Origin of the sequence: Streptomyces sp. ST2-7A (assembly GCF_021390475.1) — a bacterium.
Lineage (GTDB): Bacteria > Actinomycetota > Actinomycetes > Streptomycetales > Streptomycetaceae > Streptomyces.
This window is the reverse complement of sequence record NZ_JAJUWS010000024.1, coordinates 1-18901: the sequence shown is the minus strand read 5'-3', so window position 1 is coordinate 18901 and position 18901 is coordinate 1. Positions and strand designations below refer to the sequence as shown.

General features: G+C 71.4%; 16 protein-coding genes. 12 read left to right on the top strand and 4 right to left on the bottom strand.

Features of this window, described 5'->3' with window-relative positions; genetic code table 11:
- Positions 1-6: 6 nt before the first annotated feature.
- Entirely contained in the window at positions 7-162 is a 156-nt protein-coding gene (locus LZF96_RS15640; RefSeq protein ID WP_233872080.1) for a hypothetical protein, read from the top strand.
- Between the two features lie 84 nt (positions 163-246).
- Here LZF96_RS15640 and nadA read toward each other — a convergent pair whose 3' ends face one another.
- Positions 247-1437: a quinolinate synthase NadA gene (gene nadA, locus LZF96_RS15635; protein WP_233872077.1), complete on the bottom strand. Its 1191-nt coding sequence runs from the start codon at positions 1435-1437 to the stop codon at positions 247-249.
- Positions 1438-2060: 623 nt separating this feature from the next.
- Here nadA and erpA point away from each other — a divergent pair.
- Positions 2061-2414: an iron-sulfur cluster insertion protein ErpA gene (gene erpA, locus LZF96_RS15630; RefSeq protein ID WP_143617914.1), complete on the top strand. Its 354-nt coding sequence runs from the start codon at positions 2061-2063 to the stop codon at positions 2412-2414.
- Between the two features lie 151 nt (positions 2415-2565).
- Here erpA and LZF96_RS15625 read toward each other — a convergent pair whose 3' ends face one another.
- A complete protein-coding gene (locus LZF96_RS15625; RefSeq protein ID WP_233872074.1) occupies positions 2566-4371 on the bottom strand; it encodes a hypothetical protein in 1806 nt (601 codons plus the stop codon).
- Positions 4372-4610: 239 nt separating this feature from the next.
- On the opposite strand from LZF96_RS15625, the gene LZF96_RS15620 reads away from it, so the two are divergent.
- Positions 4611-5591 carry a carbohydrate kinase family protein gene (locus LZF96_RS15620; protein ID WP_233872071.1) on the top strand — a complete coding sequence of 327 codons (981 nt, stop codon included), beginning with the start codon at positions 4611-4613 and terminating at the stop codon, positions 5589-5591.
- On the opposite strand, the gene LZF96_RS15615 is transcribed toward LZF96_RS15620, so the two are convergent.
- Entirely contained in the window at positions 5581-7113 is a 1533-nt protein-coding gene (locus tag LZF96_RS15615) for a cysteine desulfurase/sulfurtransferase TusA family protein (protein WP_233872068.1), read from the bottom strand. The genes LZF96_RS15620 and LZF96_RS15615 overlap by 11 nt on opposite strands.
- Before the next feature lie 269 nt (positions 7114-7382).
- Here LZF96_RS15615 and coxB point away from each other — a divergent pair, with 269 nt between their 5' ends.
- The 4 genes from coxB to LZF96_RS15595 all read left to right on the top strand — a co-directional run bounded on the left by coxB (position 7383) and on the right by LZF96_RS15595 (position 12164).
- Complete coding sequence (gene coxB, locus LZF96_RS15610; RefSeq protein WP_233872065.1) at positions 7383-8342, top strand: cytochrome c oxidase subunit II; 960 nt, start codon at positions 7383-7385, stop codon at positions 8340-8342.
- The gene (ctaD, locus tag LZF96_RS15605) at positions 8339-10099 is read left to right on the top strand and encodes a cytochrome c oxidase subunit I (protein WP_233872062.1); all 1761 of its coding nucleotides are present in this window, start codon (positions 8339-8341) and stop codon (positions 10097-10099) included. The genes coxB and ctaD overlap by 4 nt, the downstream gene beginning before the upstream one ends.
- Positions 10096-10494: a cytochrome c oxidase subunit 4 gene (locus tag LZF96_RS15600; protein WP_233872059.1), complete on the top strand. Its 399-nt coding sequence runs from the start codon at positions 10096-10098 to the stop codon at positions 10492-10494. Before ctaD ends, LZF96_RS15600 begins: the two co-directional genes overlap by 4 nt.
- Positions 10495-10712: 218 nt before the next feature.
- Positions 10713-12164 (top strand): Ig-like domain-containing protein, encoded by a 1452-nt coding sequence (locus LZF96_RS15595; protein ID WP_233872056.1) that lies wholly within the window; start codon positions 10713-10715, stop codon positions 12162-12164.
- Between the two features lie 93 nt (positions 12165-12257).
- Here the strand turns inward: LZF96_RS15595 and LZF96_RS15590 are convergent, their stop codons facing one another.
- The gene (locus LZF96_RS15590; RefSeq protein WP_233872053.1) at positions 12258-12659 is read right to left on the bottom strand and encodes a hypothetical protein; all 402 of its coding nucleotides are present in this window, start codon (positions 12657-12659) and stop codon (positions 12258-12260) included.
- 420 nt (positions 12660-13079) lie between these two features.
- Here LZF96_RS15590 and LZF96_RS15585 point away from each other — a divergent pair, with 420 nt between their 5' ends.
- From LZF96_RS15585 to trpD, 5 genes are all read left to right on the top strand, one after another.
- Positions 13080-13700, top strand: a complete 621-nt coding sequence (locus tag LZF96_RS15585) for a heme-copper oxidase subunit III (protein ID WP_233872050.1) — start codon at positions 13080-13082, stop codon at positions 13698-13700.
- A 180-nt stretch (positions 13701-13880) separates the two neighbouring features.
- On the top strand, positions 13881-14690 hold the full coding sequence (locus LZF96_RS15580) for a c-type cytochrome (RefSeq protein ID WP_233872047.1): 810 nt from the start codon (positions 13881-13883) through the stop codon (positions 14688-14690).
- The gene (locus tag LZF96_RS15575) at positions 14687-15769 is read left to right on the top strand and encodes a ubiquinol-cytochrome c reductase iron-sulfur subunit (protein ID WP_233872044.1); all 1083 of its coding nucleotides are present in this window, start codon (positions 14687-14689) and stop codon (positions 15767-15769) included. Before LZF96_RS15580 ends, LZF96_RS15575 begins: the two co-directional genes overlap by 4 nt.
- Complete coding sequence (locus LZF96_RS15570) at positions 15766-17412, top strand: cytochrome bc complex cytochrome b subunit (protein WP_233872041.1); 1647 nt, start codon at positions 15766-15768, stop codon at positions 17410-17412. Before LZF96_RS15575 ends, LZF96_RS15570 begins: the two co-directional genes overlap by 4 nt.
- Before the next feature lie 218 nt (positions 17413-17630).
- Positions 17631-18737 carry an anthranilate phosphoribosyltransferase gene (gene trpD, locus LZF96_RS15565; RefSeq protein WP_233872038.1) on the top strand — a complete coding sequence of 369 codons (1107 nt, stop codon included), beginning with the start codon at positions 17631-17633 and terminating at the stop codon, positions 18735-18737.
- Positions 18738-18901 lie beyond the last annotated feature (164 nt).

The window sequence follows — 18901 nt, the reverse complement described above, 5'->3', positions numbered from 1 at the left end:
CGGGCCATGAACACACGTTCCCGGATGATCGTCGTGCTGCTGGTCGGCTCGCTGCTGGGATTGTTGCTGCTCGCCGAGGCGTGTGAGCGCGGGGTGCCCGAGCCGGGGCCCGGGGGCGACATCTTCGACGCCGCCCCCGGGCCGGCGCCGGCGCGCGGCTGACGGACGGGCCCGTTTCCGCTCCGGCGGGTGTCGGGGCGGAAACGGGCCCGGCGGGCGCCGGACGTGCGGGGCGTGGCACGCCGCTCAGGGCAGCGCCAGCATCCGCTCCAACGCCACCCGCGCCCAGTGCGCGGTCTCCTCGTCCACCGTGATCCGGTTGATCACCCGGCCCTCGGCCAGCGACTCCAGGCCGCGCACCAGGTGGGGCAGGTCGATGCGGTTCATGGTGGAGCAGAAGCACACCGTGCGGTCGAGGAAGACGACCTCCTTGCCCTGCGGGGCGTACCGCTTCGCCAACCGGCGGACCAGGTTCAATTCGGTGCCCACTGCCCACTTCGATCCGGGCGGGGCCTCCTCCAGGGCGCGGATGATGTACTCGGTGGAGCCCACCCGGTCGGCGGCGGCCACCACCTCGTGCCGGCACTCGGGGTGCACCAGCACGTTGACGCCGGGGACCCGCTCCCGGACCTCGCGGACCGAGTCGAGGGAGAAGCGGCCGTGCACCGAGCAGTGCCCGCGCCACAGGATCATCCGGGCGTCGCGCAACTGCTCGGGGGTGAGTCCGCCACCCGGCCGGTGCGGGTTGTAGACCACGCAGTCCTCCGGCGCCATCCCCAGATCGCGGATGGCGGTGTTGCGGCCCAGGTGCTGGTCCGGCAGGAAGAGCACCCGTCGGCCGCCGCCGCCGGAGGAGTCGAAGGCCCATTCCAGGGCGCGCCGGGCGTTGGAGGAGGTGCAGATGGTGCCGCCGTGTCGTCCGGTGAAGGCCTTGATGTCGGCGGAGGAGTTCATGTACGACACCGGCACGGTGTCGCCCGCCACGCCGGCGGCGGTCAGCGTGTCCCAGCACTCCTCGACCTGCTCGGCGGTGGCCATGTCGGCCATGGAGCAGCCGGCCGCGAGGTCGGGGAGGATCACCTGCTGGGCGTCGGAGGTGAGGATGTCGGCCGACTCGGCCATGAAGTGCACGCCACAGAAGACGATGTACCGGGCCTGCGGCCGGGCGGCGGCCTCGCGCGCGAGCTTGAAGGAGTCGCCGGTGACGTCGGCGAAGTCGATCACCTCGTCGCGCTGGTAGTGGTGGCCGAGGACGAAGACCTTCTCCCCGAGGCGTTCCTTGGCGGCCCGGGCGCGCTCGATCAGGTCGGGGTCGGAGGGGGAGGGCAGGTCACCGGGGCAGTCCACCCCGCGCTCACTGGCCGGGTCGGCCCCGCGCCCCAACAGCAGCAGGGCGAGCGGGGTCGGCTGGACGTCCGGGGTCTGGGCGGTGGTCACGACACGCACCCTTTCTGGCGGGTGTTCCGGCGGGTGTTCCGGCAGATTTTCTGCCGGATTCTGCGGATGTATGCGGAAAATTCGCGGTGCTCCGTGCGACCCCGGCGCGGAGACGCGGGGGCATCACGGGGTGGGGCGGGAGGTCACGCGTCGCGCGCGGACGTGCGGGGTCGGCCCGTTCCGGTCCGACGCGCTGGGGCGGGGTCCGGCGGGTGCGGCTCCGACGCGGCCCGCTCGCGGGAGCGACCCCACGACTCTTTTCGTCTTATTGACGGTAATGATGATAACCGCTTTTCGTCGTTGTGACGATGCCCGCCGCCTGTTGATCGCGTCACTCTGACGCATACCGCCGGGTCCGGTCGGGGGAGGCGGCTTCCGGGGCGGGACCGACCATCATCGGGTGTGCGAGCATGGGAGGGCGGGTTCGCCCCGTACCCCCGCCGAACCGGCGGCGCCGGGCCCCATCGCCGGGACCCGGCCACCGCCCCGGAGCGGGCGGGAACCTTCCGGAGAGCCGAACCGGAAGCCCACGAGAAGCGAAGAACGCCGGCCGCGGAATGAAACCGGTCGGCCGACTGTTCGCGCAGACGGCAGAGCAGTCCAACGACCCGGGAGTGGAACACATGTCCGTTGAGGACAAGACCGTTGCGAGCGACGGCATCATCCTGTCCGACGCTGCCGCGGCCAAGGTCAAGAGCCTGCTGGAGCAGGAAGGCCGCGAGGACCTCTCGTTGCGCGTCGCCGTGCAGCCGGGAGGTTGCTCCGGACTGCGCTACCAGCTCTTCTTCGACGAGCGCTCGCTCGACGGGGACGTGGTGAAGGACTTCGACGGTGTCAAGGTCGTCACCGACCGGATGAGCGCCCCGTACCTGCACGGCGCCTCCATCGACTTCGTCGACACCATCGAGAAGCAGGGCTTCACGATCGACAACCCCAACGCCACCGGCTCCTGCGCCTGCGGCGACTCCTTCAGCTGACCCCCGACCCGGCTCCGCCCGGGCCCGTCCCGGGCGCGGAGCCCCTCGGCCGGGACGGCGTGGGGCCCCCCCCCCCAGGGGGGGGGCCGACGCCGTTCGTCGTTCCCGCCCGTCCCGCTGGTCCTTCCGGTCCTTTCCGAACCTTCCGGCGTCACCGGCGGGGCAGCTCCCGGCCCTCGCCGTCGAACACGACGCGGTCACCCAGCGGCTCCTCCAGCGGCACCCGGTCGGCCACCGGGACGGCGATCATGACGCAGACGGCCTCGGGGTCGTCGGAGGGCTCCGCCTCCACTCGCAGGGTCACGCTCTCCGGCGTCTCCTCCACGAGGATCCGGTACTCCCCGCAGACCCCCCACCAGTGCCGGTGGATCAATGAGCGGGGGTCCTTCGGGTCGGCGGAGACGTGCGGGGCCCCGGCCATCGGGTCCCCCGACCGGTCGCCCCCGCCGCCGGCCGACATGTCCCCCGGCGGGTAGAGGCCGGTCTCCGGATCCGGGTCCCTGGGCGCGCCGGTCGAGCCCTTGCCGGGGTCGTCGTCCGCGCCCCCGCCGGGAGCGACACCCGGGTCGAGGGACCCGACGCCTGTCTCCGGGCCGCTCCCGGGACCTCCGGCCGGGGGTCCCACGGCCTCCCCGGAACCCGGCCCGCCCCCGCGGCCGGTGTCGTCGATGTGGTCGGGGTGCACCGCCGGGTGCGAGACCGGGAAGCCGAGTCCGGAGCCGTCGGGGGACTCCACCGTGAACAGCCAGGAGGGCACCAGTACCGGCGCGTCGCCGGTCAGGTACGGTGCCAGGATCGGCTCGGCGTCCACCACCAGCAGGGTTTCGAGGGTACCGTCGTCCGTGGCGGCCACCGGCGGGACCTCACCCGGCATCCCGTCGGGGTCCCCGGGAGCGGCCGGGACGGCATCGGTCACCGGTTCCTCGGCCCCGCGCGAACCCTCCTCCGAGAGCCCGCTCGACGGGGCGGTCTCCCCGCCCACCGTCTCGTTGAGCAGGTCGAGCGTGCCCTCCGCGTTCAGCAGCGGGTACTCCTCGGCCGGCGCGGCCTTCAGCAGAGTGCCCGAGCCGGCCACCGGCGTGCCCCCGGGGCCGATCTCCACCAGGGTGTCCCAGTTGAGGATCCGCAGATCACCGATGGTCGGCGAGACCCGCACGGTGCGGTTCTCACCGAAGGCGGTCCCGGCGTCCGGCTCCGCGTCGCCCAGACCCAGGGCCTCCAGCACCGGCCGGGCGGCGGCCATCGCCTCCTTCTCGTCCACCGGCTCGGCCGGGGTGCGCGGGGCGGAACCGAGACCGAAACCGTCGTCGTCCCACTCTCCGTCCGGGGCGGAGTCCTCTCCGCCGTGCCGACCCTCGGAGCCACCGCCGTCGTTCACCGAGCCGTTGTCCACCGGCGTGTCCGGGTCCACCGGGGAGGGCATCACCAGGTCCACCTCCTCGGGCAGCGGCATCGGCTCCTCGGGGAAACCGTGGGTGTGGAAGGTCCAGGTGCCGGGCGCGGCCCGCTCCACCACCAGCGTCGGGTCGCCGGGCTCACCGCCGCCCACCGCCCAGTGGTCGTCCCGGTCCACGGGGTCACCGGCCACCCCCAGCAGTCCCGCCAGTTCGACCACCCGCTCCCGGGGGACCTCGCCCTCGAACCGGTGCACCCGACCGTTGGCCGGGCCCTCCGGCAGGTCGCCGTCGGCGATGTACCCGCCACCCGGCACCCCGTCCCACCCGGGCATCGTGGCGTGCTCGGCCGCCGCCGCGTCCGCGATTCCCCGCGCCAACGGCCCGTTCAGGACCAGCGGGGCCGTGGCGGTCGTGCCGTCCCCGTCGCCGAGCGCGCCGGATCCGGCCCAGACGGCACCGGCCACCAGGGCAACCGCCGCCGCCACCGCCGTGACGGCCGGCCAGTGGCGCCGACGCGGCGCACCGCCGCCCTCCGGCGCGATGATCTCCTTCTCCGTCACGGTCCTCACTCCTCGTTCGGGGGACGGGCGCGGGGGTGTCCCGCCCCTCTTGGACGGGGGGACCGCGACGGGGGTTCCCGTCCCGGACCGCTCCCGACGGCGCCGGTGTGTCCGACGTCCTCCTCGGGTTTCCGTTCGACGCCGGTCCAAGCCCGGTAGCCTGTGGAGGTTCCGTCCCGCGCCGTCGCGGCGCCGTTCCCCCGCTGTTCTTCCCCGTCGTCCTCCCCGGGAGTGCCCCCGTGCGCATCGCCGTCTGCGGCTCGATCGCGACCGACCACCTGATGACCTTCCCCGGCCGCTTCGCGGACCAGCTGGTCGGCGACCAACTGCACACCGTCTCGCTGTCCTTCCTGGTCGACGGGCTCCAGATGCGCCGGGGAGGGGTGGCGGCCAACATCTCCTTCGGAATGGGACAGCTGGGCGTCTGCCCGATCCTCGTCGGGGCGGTGGGCCCGGACTTCGCCGAGTACCGCGCCTGGCTCGACCGGCACGGCGTGGACACCGGCTCGGTGCACGTCTCCGAGATCCTGCACACCGCCCGGTTCATCTGCACCACCGACGCCGACCACAACCAGATCGGCTCCTTCTACACCGGAGCGATGAGCGAGGCCCGGCTCATCGAGCTGCAGACCGTCGCCGACCGGGTGGGCGGGTTGGACCTGGTGCACATCGGCGCCGACGACCCGGAGGCGATGATGCGGCACACCGAGGAGTGCCGCACCCGGGGCATCCCCTTCGCGGCGGACTTCTCCCAGCAGCTCGCCCGGATGGAGGGGGCGGAGATCCGCGACCTCACCGACGGCGCCGACTACCTGTTCAGCAACGAGTACGAGAAGGCCCTGATCGAGAGCAAGACCGGTTGGGACGCCGCGACGGTGCTGGAGCGAGTGGGCATCCGGGTGACCACGCTCGGTGCCCGGGGCGTGCTGATCGAGCGTGCCGGTGAGCCCGAGCTGCGGGTGGGCTGTCCGGAGGAGGAGCGCAAGGCCGACCCCACCGGGGTGGGCGACGCCTTCCGGGCCGGTTTCCTCTCCGCGCTGGCCCGCGGCGGCGACATCGAGCGCGCCGCCCAGCTCGGCTGCATGCTCGCCACCCTGGTCATCGAGACGGTGGGCACCCAGGAGTACGAACTGCGCCGGGAGTCCTTCATCGAGCGCTTCGCGAAGGCCTACGGCGCCGACGCCGCCGACGAGGTGCGCGGCTGGATCGTCACCTCCTGAGACCGTCGTCCGCCGGGTCCGCCGGGTCCGCCGGGTCCGCCGGACCTTCCGGGGACCCGGTGGTCGGCGCCCACCGGGCGGCCGGGTCGTCCGGTGGTACGGGCCGGTCGGTCCGGCGCACCCGGTAGGCCCGGGCGTCCCCCTCCGGGTTCCCGTTCAGCGGCTCCTCACCCAGGAACTCCTGTTCCCGCAGGTGGCACCAGGCACGGATGTCCAACTCCGCCGCCCCGTCGTCGGCCAGGACGGTGACCACGTCGCCGGGGCGCGTCCGCGACATCGCCCGGGCCAGCTCGATCACCGGCCGGGGGCAGGGCATCCCCAGCGCGTCCACCGTGACCCCACCCTCCTCGTCACCCTCCCCGACGGTCGTTCCCCCGGTCGCCGACGGGACCGCGTACCGTTCGCGGATCCCGGCGACCACCCGGGGCAGCACCTCCAGAAAACGGTCCACCTCCTCCCCGGTGGTCCCCGTGGGCAACGAGACCCGAACGTTCCCCGAGGACAACACCCCCATGGCGCGCAGCACGTGGCTCGGCTCCAGGGTGTCGGAAGTGCACGAGGAACCCGAGGAGACCGCGAAGCCCTCCCGGTCCAGCGCGTGCACCAACGCCTCCCCGTCCACGTACAGACAGGAGAAGGTCACCAGGTGCGGCAGTCGGCGCACCGGATCGCCCACCACCTCGGTGTCGGGGACCAGCATCGGGATCCGATCGCGGATCCGGTCCACCAACCCCCGCAGCCGCCCGTCCGCCGCGGCCGTCTCCTCCCGCACCGCGCGCAGCGCGGCCACCGCCGCGACCACCTGCGGCACCGCCGGGAAGCCCGGCGCCCGCCCGGCCTCGCGTTCGTCGCGGGGGGCGGGGGCGACGAAACGGGTGCCCTTGCGGACCACCAGCACACCCACCCCGGCGGGTCCGCCCCACTTGTGGGCGCTCGCCGCCAGCAGCGACCACGCCCCCGGCACGACCCCCCGCCCCAGTGATTGCGCGGCGTCCACCAGCATCGGCACCCCGGTGGCACGACACTCCCCGGCCGCCTCCGCCACCGGTTGTTCGGTGCCCACCTCGTGGTTGGCGCTCTGCAGGCATACCAGGGCGGTGTCCCCGGTCAGCGCGGCGGCCACGGTGTCCGGCTCGATCCGGCCGGTGCGCTCCGGGGCCATCCGCGCCACGGTGCCACCGTCCGCCTCGTGCGTCTCGGCGGCCCGCAGCACCGCCGAGTGCTCCACGGCCGAGACCACCAGACGACGGCCGACCCGGCGACGGCCGGCCAGCGCGCCGGCGATCCCGGTGTGCAGGGCCCGGCTGCCGGAGGAGGTGAAGGAGAGCTCGTCGGGCCGGCAGTCGACCAGTTCGGCGGCGGCCTCCCGGGCGGTGTCCAGCAGCAGCCGGGCCCGGCGCCCCTCGCGGTGCAGGCGGTCGGGATCGGCCCACCCCTCCTCCATCGCGGCGAGCAGGGCCTGCCGGGCGACGGGATGCGGGGGCGCGGTGGAGGCGACATCGAAGTACGAGAAGTACGGCACGCCGTCACGCTAACCCGCGCCACGCCGGGGGGCCCGACGCGACCGTTCACCCGGTCGGCGGAACCGGCGTCCCCGCTGGTCGGAGCGGTGGGGACGCGTCGGGGGGAATCACCGGGACGCGTTGGGCACCCTCCCCGCACGGCCCCCGGGGGCGTCGAGTAGGGTTTGGTCCGCATAAACATCCACACCCCTGCCCGCGCCGGGGCCGATCCCCCGCCCCGAGCGACGGAAGCGGCCGGACGCGGGCGAGACTCTCGGGAAGGCGCTACGTGAGTCCCAACGGCTCCGACCGCTCGTCGCGGCGCCCGATGCGGCGGATTCTGCCGCAGGCGCTGATCGCGGGCTTGGTCCTGGCGACCGCGACAGGTTGCACATACGAGGACTTCCCCCGCCTCGGTATGCCCAGCCCGGCGACGGAGGAGGCGCCGCGAATCCTGTCCCTTTGGCAGGGCTCGTGGGCCGCTGCGCTCGTCACCGGGGTGATCGTCTGGGGCCTGATCCTGTGGAGCGTCTGGTTCCACCGGCGCTCCCGGACCAAGGTCGAGGTTCCTCCACAGACCCGGTACAACCTCCCCATCGAGGCCCTGTACACCCTCGTTCCGCTGATCATCGTCTCGGTGCTCTTCTACTTCACCGCCCGGGACCAGACCGAACTGCTCAAGACCTCCGAGCAGCCCGACCACGTGATCAACGTCGTCGGTTTCCAGTGGAGCTGGGGCTTCAACTACCTCGAGCCGGTCGGCGCGTCCGACAACGACGCCCGCACGGCTCCCGAACTGGACGCCATCCCGGATCGCATGATGGAGGCGGTCCCGGAGAACGCCGACGGCGTGTACGACATTGGCACCCCCGCCGACGTCGACCCCGACACCGGCAACCCGGGCCCGACCCTGGTGCTGCCGGAGGGTGAGAGCGTTCAGTTCATCCTCACCTCACGGGATGTCATCCACTCCTTCTGGGTGGTGCCCTTCCTCATGAAGGTCGACGTCATCCCGGGGCACACCAACCGCTTCGAGGTGACCCCCAACAAGCAGGGCACCTTCCTGGGCAAGTGCGCCGAACTCTGTGGCGTCGACCACGCCCGCATGCTCTTCAACGTCCGGGTGGTCTCCCCCGAGGAGTACCAGCAGCACCTCCAGGACCTGGCGGACAGGGGACAGACGGGTTACATCCCGGCGGGCATCGCGCAGACCGACGCCGCCAAGAACGCGGAGACGAACCAGCCGTGAGCATCCTCGACAAGACCCGGGAGGCGGGCGCCTCGGCGCCGGAGCCGCCCGCGCGCCGCAAAGCACCCGGAGAGCCGGGGAACATCGTGGTCAAGTGGATCACCACCACCGACCACAAGGTGATCGGGTCGATGTACCTGATCACGTCGTTCATCTTCTTCGTCATCGGCGGTCTGATGGCGCTCATCATGCGCGCCGAGTTGGCCCGACCGGGCAACCAGATCGTCACCAACGAACAGTTCAACCAGCTGTTCACCATGCACGGCACGGTGATGCTGCTGCTCTTCGCGACGCCGCTGTTCGCGGGCTTCGCGAACTGGATCATGCCGTTGCAGATCGGTGCGCCCGACGTGGCGTTCCCGCGACTGAACATGTTGGCCTACTGGCTGTACCTGTTCGGCGGACTGATCGTGATGGCGGCCTTCCTCACCCCGCAGGGCGCCGCCAACTTCGGTTGGTTCGCCTACTCGCCGCTCTCCGACGCGGTGCGGTCGCCGGGTGTGGGCGCCGACATGTGGGTGATGGGTCTGGCCCTCGGTGGTTTCGGCACCATCCTGGGCGCGGTCAACTTCATCACCACGATCATCTGCATGCGCATGCCCGGCATGACGATGTTCCGGATGCCGATCTTCACCTGGAACGTCCTGCTCACCAGCGTGCTGGTGCTGCTGGCCTTCCCCGTCCTGGCCGCCGCCCTGTTCGCGCTGGCCTCCGACCGGATGTTCGGGTCGCACATCTTCGACGCCGCCAACGGCGGTCCGATCCTGTGGCAGCACCTGTTCTGGTTCTTCGGCCACCCCGAGGTGTACATCATCGCGCTGCCGTTCTTCGGCATCGCCAGTGAGGTCATCCCGGTCTTCAGCCGCAAGCCGATCTTCGGTTACGTGGGTCTGGTGGCCGCGACCATCGCCATCGCCGGCCTGTCGGTGACGGTGTGGGCGCACCACATGTACGTGACCGGCGCGGTGTTGCTGCCGTTCTTCTCGTTCATGACCTTCCTGATCGCGGTCCCGACCGGTGTGAAGTTCTTCAACTGGATCGGCACCATGTGGCGCGGCTCGCTCAGTTTCGAAACACCGATGCTGTGGACCGTGGGCTTCCTGATCACCTTCCTCTTCGGTGGTCTGACCGGCGTCATCCTGGCCTCGCCGCCGCTGGACTTCCACGTCTCGGACTCCTACTTCGTCGTCGCCCACTTCCACTACGTGGTCTTCGGCACGGTGGTGTTCGCGATGTTCGCCGGCTTCCACTTCTGGTGGCCGAAGTTCACCGGCAAGATGCTCGACGAGACCCTGGGCAAGATCACCTTCTGGACGCTGTTCATCGGCTTCCACGCCACCTTCCTGGTCCAGCACTGGCTGGGCGCGGAGGGTATGCCCCGTCGGTACGCGGACTACCTGGCCTCGGACGGGTTCACCACGCTCAACACGATCTCCACCATCGGGTCCTTCCTGCTGGGTATGTCGTTGCTGCCGTTCTTCTACAACGTGTGGAAGACCTGGAAGTACGGCGAGAAGGTCACCGTGGACGACCCCTGGGGCTACGGTCGGTCCCTCGAGTGGGCGACCTCCTGCCCGCCGCCGCGGCACAACTTCGTCACCCTGCCGCGGGTCCGGTCCGAATCCCCGGCGTTCGATCTGCACCACCCGGAGATCGCGGCCCTCGACCAGTTGGAGATCCGCGACCCGGAGCGCCCCGCGCCGGGCGCGGACGACGCGGCGGCCGACCGGGCCGACGGCAAGGAGGTCGGCAAGTGAAGTTCCAGGGGTACATGTTCGCCTGGCTGTCGGCGTTCCTGCTGGCGGTCGCGGTGGTCTACGGCCTGTGGTCGCGCGAGCCGGTCGGTACCACGGCGCTCTTCCTCTCCTTCGCCCTCGCCCTGATGATCGGGTTCTACCTGATCTTCACCGCCCGTCGGGTGGACACCGGGGCGCAGGACAACAAGGACGCGGACGTCGCCGACGACGCCGGTGAGCTGGGCTTCTTCAGCCCGCACAGCTGGGCCCCGCTGGCCCTGGGCGCGGGCGCGGCCTTCGCCTTCCTCGGCCCGGTCTTCGGGTGGTGGGTTGCGTACTTCACCGCCCCCCTGCTGCTGATCGGTCTGTGGCTGTGGGTCTTCGAGTACTACCGGGGCGAGAACCGCACGCAGTGATCCCCCGTCACCCGGTGAGCCCCCGCTCGCCGATCCGGTGACCGAACGCCCCCCGGACCCACCGGTCCGGGGGGCGTCACGCGTTCCGGGGGAGAGGTGTTCGAACGGGTCGGGGAGGGCCGGCGGGATCGTCCGGGAGGGCCGGACGGCGTCCCGGGGACCACCCGTTCGCACCCGTCCGACAGGCTATATCGGATGAAAATTCATACTTTGCGACTATGAGTCATGGCAAGGTTTCCTCCCCGGGCGCGCCCCCCAGGGCGCCGGCCCCCCGCCGGGCGCGCCGCCGCGCCCTGATACTCGTCCCCCTCCTCGCCTGTGGCCTGGCCGCCTGCACCGGCTCCCCCGCCGCCCCGGGATCGGTCGGGGGCGGGATACCGGCCCCGGCCCTCCCGGCCGCGGACACCGGACCGGAACCGGCCATCGGGCCGGTCGCCGCCCACCGGGGCGGCCCGATCGACCCGGCCGAGACCATCACCGTCTCCCTCCCCGACCCGACCGGTAAGGAGGGGGCCCGCCTCACCGACGTCGTCCTGGAGGACGACGCCGGTCGCCCGGTGCCCGGCCGGCTCTCCGCCGGCGGCGACCGATGGCGCAGCACGGCCCCGCTGACCGCCGGCAGCCACTACACCCTGCGCGTCGCCACCGAGGCCGCCGACGGGTCCCCCGGACGCCGCGAACACACCTTCCGCACCCGGGACCTGGCCGACCTGGACACCGAACTACTGGAGATCACCCTCGGCCCCTCGCCGGGTACCTACGGGGTCGGACAGCCGATCACCGCCCGGCTGAGCGAGGGGATCCCCGAACGCGCCCAACGCGCGGTGGTGGAACGCGCCCTGCGGGTGGAGTCCCGCCCCGCCGCCGCGGAGGGCTCCTGGTACTGGGTGGAGGACGACCTGTTGCACTACCGCCCCCGGGAGTACTGGCCCGCCAACGCCGAGATCACGGTCTCCGTCGACCTGGAGGGCGTACCCCTCCGGGAAGGGCTGAGGGGCGGCCCGGTGGAGGAGTCGCGCTGGCGGACCGGCGACCGGGTCGAGGCGTTCGGGGACATCTCGGCCCTCACCCTGACCGTGCGCCGCAACGGGGAGGTGATCCGCACGATGCCGATGACCACGGGCAAGGAGGGGTTCCGCACCCGCAACGGCAAGAAGGTGATCCTCGGTCGGGAGAGCCACGTGCGGATGCGCGGCAGTTCGATCGGGATCTCGCCCACCAGTTCGGAGTACTACGACCTGGACGTGTACTGGGCCGCCCGGCTCACCTGGAGCGGCGAGTACGTGCACGGCGCCCCCTGGTCGGTGGGGTACCACGGCCGGGACAACGTCAGCCACGGCTGCACCGGCCTGAACACCGAGAACGCCCGCTGGTTCTTCGAGAACGTCCGGGTGGGGGACATCGTCGAACACGTGGGTGGGGAGGGCGTTGACATGCCCCACTTCGGCAACGGCTTCGGGGACTGGAACATGGACTGGGAGGAGTGGCGACGCGGCAGCGCCCTCCTGCCCGTCGGCGCGCCCGGCGCGGGCGGCCCGGTGGGTGACGCGGTCCCGGAGACCCCCGACGCGCGGTCGGGTGCCGTCCCCGGTGCGGTGGAGAGCGGGGAGTCGGGGCGGGGCGGGCGGACCGACGGGAGCGAGCGGGCCCGGCTGCGGCCCGTGCTCTGAACGCGCGCCGTCCGACCGGGTGCCGCCCCGCTCCGGGGGCGGCACCCGGCTTCCCGAACGGACGGGGAAACCGGCGGCGGGGCCGTGGACGGCTCAGGCGGCCGCGGGGCGCCGCTCGCGCAGCAACGCGGCCAGGGCGGCGGCCAACTCCGCCGGATCCACCGGATGCGCCACCGTCGCCTCGGCGCGACTCCAGGTCGCCAGCCAGGCGTCCTGGGGGCGGCCGATGAGCAGCAGCACCGGCGGGCACTCGAAGATCTCGTCCTTCATCTGCCGACACACGCCCATCCCGCCGGCGGGCACGGCCTCGCCGTCGAACACGCACACGTCCACCCCGCCCCGGTCGAGGGCGTCCCGGACGGCGGCCGGGGTGGCGCACTCCAGGTACTCCAGATGAGGGGAGTCGGGCGCGGGACGACGACCGGCCGCCATCCGCACCTGCTCACGGGTGTTCACGTCGTCGCTGTAGACCAGCACCGTCGCGGTGCGCTGCATCCGTCCTCCTCGATGGATGGGACCGTTGGCGCGGATGTTACTCCGTCGCCGCCGGTGGGGGCAGGGGCCGGGTAGTCGACCGGTGTCGACACCCTTCGGGGACGCCTCCCCGGATTGCCCCGGCGGAACCGCGCGGCGGGTCGCGGGAGCGGATCGTCGCCTCCCCGCGGTCCCTCCGCGGTCTGGCCGTCGACCGGGCGGCGGTGGGGGAGCGGACCGGACCCCGTCGGTGCCGGAGGGGGTCCGGGACCCCGGCACCCCCGTGTCCGATCGCCACGGGACCGGGCACGGGACCGGTGTCCGACCGGTACGGGTCCGGGTGTCCGAAGCGCGGCGTTCGCGCAGCGTACGGAGCCGGCGGGACCCCGGACACACCGAACGGGACCCCCGGGGGTGAGTGCGGGATAAGCGACCGACATAATGTCGGGCGTGGCGACAGCAACAGCAGTAGAAACCGGGCACGCGCATCCCTCGGTCAACCGACCGAACCTCACCAGCGTGGGCACAGTCGTCTGGCTGAGCTCCGAGCTGATGTTCTTCGCGGCCCTCTTCGCGATGTACTTCACCCTGCGGTCGGTGATGGGCGCCGAGTACTGGTCGGAACAGGCCAATGCGCTGAACCTGCCCTTCGCCGCGACGAACACCACCATCCTGGTGCTCTCCTCGCTCACCTGTCAGCTCGGCGTCTTCGCCGCCGAGCGCGGTGACGTGGTCAAGCTCCGGATGTGGTTCATCGTCACCTTCATCATGGGGTCGGTCTTCATCGGCGGTCAGGTCACGGAGTACGTCGAGCTGGTGGTCCACGAGGGCGTCTCGCTCTCGTCGGACCCCTACGGATCGGTGTTCTACCTGACCACGGGCTTCCACGGCCTCCACGTGCTGGGCGGGCTCATCGCCTTCCTGTTCGTGTTGGCGCGGACCTACGCCGCCAGGAGGTTCACCCATGAACAGGCCACCTCGGCCATCGTCGTGTCCTACTACTGGCACTTCGTGGACGTGGTGTGGATCGGCCTCTTCGCCACCATCTACCTGATCCGCTAGGGGATCAGGGGGGTGTCGCGTCCGGGATCGACCACCATGGGTAAAATCGGGACAAACCGCGGGAGCGTCGAAAGCTCCGACCGCGGTGGAAGCACCCGACAACCGTCCGCCCCGTGGCCGTCCCCAGCCGGACACCCGTTCCACTCACCGACGCAGAAGATCCTGACACCGGGGTAATCCGTGAAAAAGCTCTCCGCACGACGGCGCCATCCGCTGGCGGCGTTCGTCGTCCTCATCTTCGCGCTGGCGGCCACGGGGGGGCTGTACGCCGCGCTTGCGCCCGCGGGTGAAGCCAAGGCCGATGCCTCGGAGACCTCGATCGCCATCGAGGAGGGCCAGAAGCTCTACGCCGTCGGCTGTGCCAGTTGTCACGGTGCCGGCGGGCAGGGCAGCAGCGATGGCCCGACCCTGGTCGGCGTGGGTGCCGCCGCCGTCGACTTCCAGGTCTCCACCGGCCGGATGCCGCTGCAGCAGCCCGGTCCGCAGGCGCCGACGAAGCCGAACATCTACTCCGAGGAGGAGATCGCGCAGCTCGCCGCGTACATCGCCTCCCTCGGCCCGGGGCCCGGGGTGCCCGAGTCCTCCGCGTACGACCCCTCGGAGGGCAACGCCGCCCACGGCGGTGAGCTCTTCCGCACCAACTGCTCGCAGTGCCACAACTTCACCGGGCAGGGCGGTGCGCTGACCCACGGGAAGTACGCGCCCAACCTCCACGACGTGGACCCCAAGCACATCTACCAGGCGATGCTGACCGGCCCGCAGGCCATGCCCAGCTTCCCCGACGCCGTACTGCCGCCCGAGCAGAAGCGCGACATCATCGCCTGGCTGACCGCCGTCAACACCTCCGAGTCGCCGAGCGAGGGCGGATTCGGCCTGGGCGGGTTCGGTCCCGTCTCCGAGGGCCTGTTCGCCTGGACCTTCGGCATCGGTGCCCTGATCGCCGTGGCCGTGTGGGTCGCCGCCCACACCGCGAAGGCGAGGAAGTCATGAGTAGCCAGATCGAATCCCACGATGACGTGAACGACGGGAAGCAGCCCGTCCGGACGGCCGACGAGGCCGCCCTCCCGGCGACCCGGGAACACGACCCGCTCGCCGATCCCGGTCTCCCGGTCCACCGGCCGCGCGTCCAGGACCTCGACGAGCGGGCCGCCAAGCGGTCCGAGCGCGTGGTGACCCTGCTCTTCACGGTCTCCATGCTGGCGACGGTGGGGTTCATCCTCTCCTACGCCCTCATCCCGATCGACGCGATCACCTACATCTGGCCGTTCGGCAACGTCAGCCCGCTGAACTTCTCGCTGGGCATGACGCTGGGTATCGCGCTGTTCTGCATCGGGGCCGGCGCGGTCCACTGGTCCCGCACCCTGATGTCGGACCAGGAGACCGCGCAGGAGCGGCACCCGATCGAGGCCCCGGTCCCGGTCAAGGAAGCCGTCCTCCAGGACTTCCGTCAGGGCACAGAGGAGTCGGGCATCGGCTTCGGTCGTCGCAAGATGATCCGCAACTCGATGTTCGGCGCGCTGGCCCTGGTGCCGCTCTCCGGTGTGGTCCTGCTGCGCGACCTCGGCCCCTCCCCCGAGGGCGGCGCCCCGCTGCGCCGCACCATGTGGGAGGAGGGCACCCTGATCATCAACGAGAACACCGGTCAGCCGCTGCGGCCGGAGGACATGGTGATCGGGTCCCTCGTCCAGGCGATGCCCGAGGGACTGGACGTCCACGACCACCACTTCCACGAGGAGATCGCCAAGGCGGCGGTCATGCTGGTGCGTCTGGAGCCCGAGGACATCAAGGACCAGCAGTCCGCGGACTGGGGTTACGAGGGCATCCTCTGCTACTCCAAGATCTGCACCCACATCGGTTGCCCGGCGACACTGTACGAGCAGCAGACGCACCACGCGCTCTGCCCCTGCCACCAGTCGACCTTCGACCTCGCGGACGGCGCCCGGGTGCTGTTCGGCCCGGCCGGACACGCGCTGCCGCAGTTGCGGATCACGGTCACCGAAGACGGCTACCTCGCGGCGATGGGTGACTTCGACGAGCCCCCGGGCCCGAGTTTCTGGGAGCGTGGATGAGTACCACAACCAACCCCCCGACGCGGGAATCGCGTTCCGGCAAGGCACCCGCGGGTGAGCGGGTCGCCGACTGGGCCGACGGCAGGCTGGGTGTCTACAGCCTGGCCAAGGCCAACATGCGCAAGATCTTCCCCGACCACTGGTCCTTCCTGCTCGGTGAGATCTGCCTCTACGCCTTCGTCATCCTCATCCTCACGGGTGTCTACCTCACCCTCTTCTTCGTGCCGAGCATGGCCGAGATCGAGTACGAGGGCTCCTACATCCCGATGCAGGGCGTGCTGATGTCGGAGGCCTACGCCTCCACCCTGAACATCAGCTTCGACGTCCGCGGCGGTCTCCTCATGCGGGAGATCCACCACTGGTCGGCGCTGCTGTTCGTGGTCGGCATCTTCTTCCACATGATGCGGGTGTTCTTCACCGGTGCCTTCCGCAAGCCGCGCGAGATCAACTGGCTGTTCGGCTTCGCGCTGCTGGTGCTGGCGATCCTGACCGGCCTCACCGGTTACTCGCTGCCGGACGACCTGCTCTCCGGTGTCGGTATCCGGTTCATGGAGGGCGCGATCCTCTCCGTCCCGGTGGTCGGCACCTGGCTGCAGATGCTGGTCTTCGGCGGTGAGTTCCCCGGCTCGCTGATCATCCCGCGCTTCTTCGTGGCACACGTGCTGTTGCTACCGGGTCTCATGCTGGGTCTGCTGGTGGCGCACCTGCTGCTGGTCGTCTACCACAAGCACACCCACTTCGCCGGTCCCGGTCGGACCAACAACAACGTCGTGGGCATGCCGCTGTTCCCGGTCTACATGGCGAAGGCGGGTGGCTTCTTCTTCCTGGTCTTCGGCGTGATCGCGATGATCGCCGCGACCACCAGCATCAACCCGGTGTGGGTGCTGGGGCCGTACCGACCCGACCAGATCTCCACCAACGCCCAGCCGGACTGGTACCTCGGCTTCTCCGAGGGGCTGGTCCGTATGATGCCGGGCTGGGAGATGGTCATCCCCGGCGGCTACACGCTCAACCTCGGCCTGCTGGTGCCGCTGATCGTCTTTCCCCTGGTCTTCGCGGTCATCGCCCTCTACCCGTTCTTCGAGAGCTGGGTGACCAAGGACAAGCGCGAGCACCACATCGCGGAGCGCCCGCGCAACGCCCCCACCCGGACCGCGTTCGGTGTGGCCTGGCTGAGCTGGTACTTCGTGGCGCTGGTCGCCGGTGGAAACGACATCTGGGCGATCCACTTCGACCTGTCGATCAACGCCATCACCTGGTGGTCGCGGATCTCCTTCTTCGTGCTGCCGGTGATCGTCTTCATCGTCACCCGTCGGATCTGTCTCGGCCTCCAGCGTCGGGACCGCGAGAAGGTGCTGCACGGTCGCGAGACCGGCATCATCAAGCGTCTCCCGCACGGTGAGTTCATCGAGGTGCACGAGCCGCTGAGCGCCGAGCAGCGTTACGCGCTCACCGCGCACGACCAGCAGCGGCCCGCCGAGATCGGCCCGCCGGTCGACGAGAACGGTGTACCGCGCAAGGTCGGTGTGCTGGAGAAGGCGCGCGTGCGCATAAACCGCGGGTACTACGGTCCGAGTGGGCAGATCACCAAGCCCACCGCCGAGGAGTACCGCGAGATCACCAGCGGACACGGCCACCACTGACCCCCACCGGGGGCGTGAGCCCGTCGTGAACCGCCGCGAAGCGGCCCCGTCCGGAGATCGGACGGGGCCGCTTCGGCGTTCCCGGGCGCGGCTAGGCTGGCCCCGGGCCCCGCGACGCCGCCCGGGCGTTCCGTACGGACGGCGGCCGTGGACGCCCACCGGCCGCACCGCCGGCACCGGTAGCGATCAGTCCCCCCACCGACTCCAGGAGCCCAGCCATGAGCACGGCGACCCCCGGAACACCCGGCAGCCCCGGCGCACCCGCCGCCGGCGGATCCGAGCACGGCCCGGCGACGCCGAGCTGGCCCGGGGTACTCGCCGGGCTGCTCGCCGGTCGGGACCTGACCACCGAGGACGCGGCCTGGGCGATGGACCGCATCATGCGGGGTGAGGCCACCGACGCGCAGATCGCCGGCTTCGCCGTGGCGCTGCGGGCCAAGGGGGAGACCGTCGCCGAGGTGGCCGGGTTGGTGCGCACCATGTACGCGCACGCCCGGACCATCGAGGTGCCCGGGCCGGCGGTGGACATCGTCGGAACCGGTGGGGACCGGGCCCGGACGGTCAACATCTCGACCATGGCGGCGATCGTGGTCGCCGGGACCGGCGCCCGGGTGGTCAAGCACGGCAACCGGGCCGCCTCCAGCGCCAGCGGGGCCTCGGATGTCCTGGAGCGGCTGGGCGTCAACCTGGACCTGCCGCCCGAGCGGATCCCGGACGTGGTGGCCGAGGCGGGCATCGGTTTCTGCTTCGCGGTCAGGTTCCACCCGGCGCTGCGACACGTCGCCGCCGCCCGCCGGGAACTCGGCGTGCCCACCACCTTCAACTTCCTCGGGCCGTTGACCAACCCCGCCCGGGTGGGCGCCCAGGCCACCGGTGTGGCGGACGCCCGGATGGCGCCGATCATGGCCGGCGTGCTGGCCGAGCGCGGTGTCTCGGCGCTGGTGTTCCGGGGCGACGACGGACTGGACGAACTGACCGTCACCGGCACCTCGACCGTCTGGGTGGTGCGTGACGGCTCCGTCCACCGGGAGGGCTTCGACCCGCGCGACGTCGGCATCGAGCCGGTGCCGCTGGAGGCCCTGCGCGGCGCGGACGCCGAGTACAACGCCGGGGTCGCCCGGCGGTTGTTGGACGGGGAGACGGGGCCGGTGCGCGACGCGGTGCTGCTCAACGCCGCCGCCGCGCTCGTCGCCCTGGACCCGGGCCCGGCCGCCGAGTCGCTGACCGCACGGCTGGCCGCCGGCATGGAGCGGGCGGCGGAGTCCATCGACTCCGGCGCGGCGCGCAAGACGCTGGAGCGGTGGGTGGCGATCACCCACCGCTGAGGTGTTCCCGTCGGCCGGCGGAGCTCCGGGGGCTCACCCGTCCGGGCGCCACCGGCCGCGGACGCTCACCCCTCGGGTGCCCTCCCCGCCCCGGGATGTCTGCGGCCAACCCGTCGTGGTGCGGCACCCGGTCCATCGCGATCAGGTCGTGGGCCCCGGTCACC

Bases quoted from the DNA above. Each gene is read 5' to 3' on its own strand.
- LZF96_RS15640 (WP_233872080.1), top strand. From the start codon at position 7: ATGAACACACGTTCCCGGATGATCGTCGTGCTGCTGGTCGGCTCGCTG.
- erpA (WP_143617914.1), top strand. From the start codon at position 2,061: ATGTCCGTTGAGGACAAGACCGTTGCGAGCGACGGCATCATCCTGTCC.
- LZF96_RS15595 (WP_233872056.1), top strand. From the start codon at position 10,713: ATGAGTCATGGCAAGGTTTCCTCCCCGGGCGCGCCCCCCAGGGCGCCG.
- LZF96_RS15590 (WP_233872053.1), bottom strand. From the start codon at position 12,659: ATGCAGCGCACCGCGACGGTGCTGGTCTACAGCGACGACGTGAACACC.
- LZF96_RS15585 (WP_233872050.1), top strand. From the start codon at position 13,080: ATGTCGGGCGTGGCGACAGCAACAGCAGTAGAAACCGGGCACGCGCAT.
- LZF96_RS15575 (WP_233872044.1), top strand. From the start codon at position 14,687: ATGAGTAGCCAGATCGAATCCCACGATGACGTGAACGACGGGAAGCAG.
- LZF96_RS15570 (WP_233872041.1), top strand. From the start codon at position 15,766: ATGAGTACCACAACCAACCCCCCGACGCGGGAATCGCGTTCCGGCAAG.
- trpD (WP_233872038.1), top strand. From the start codon at position 17,631: ATGAGCACGGCGACCCCCGGAACACCCGGCAGCCCCGGCGCACCCGCC.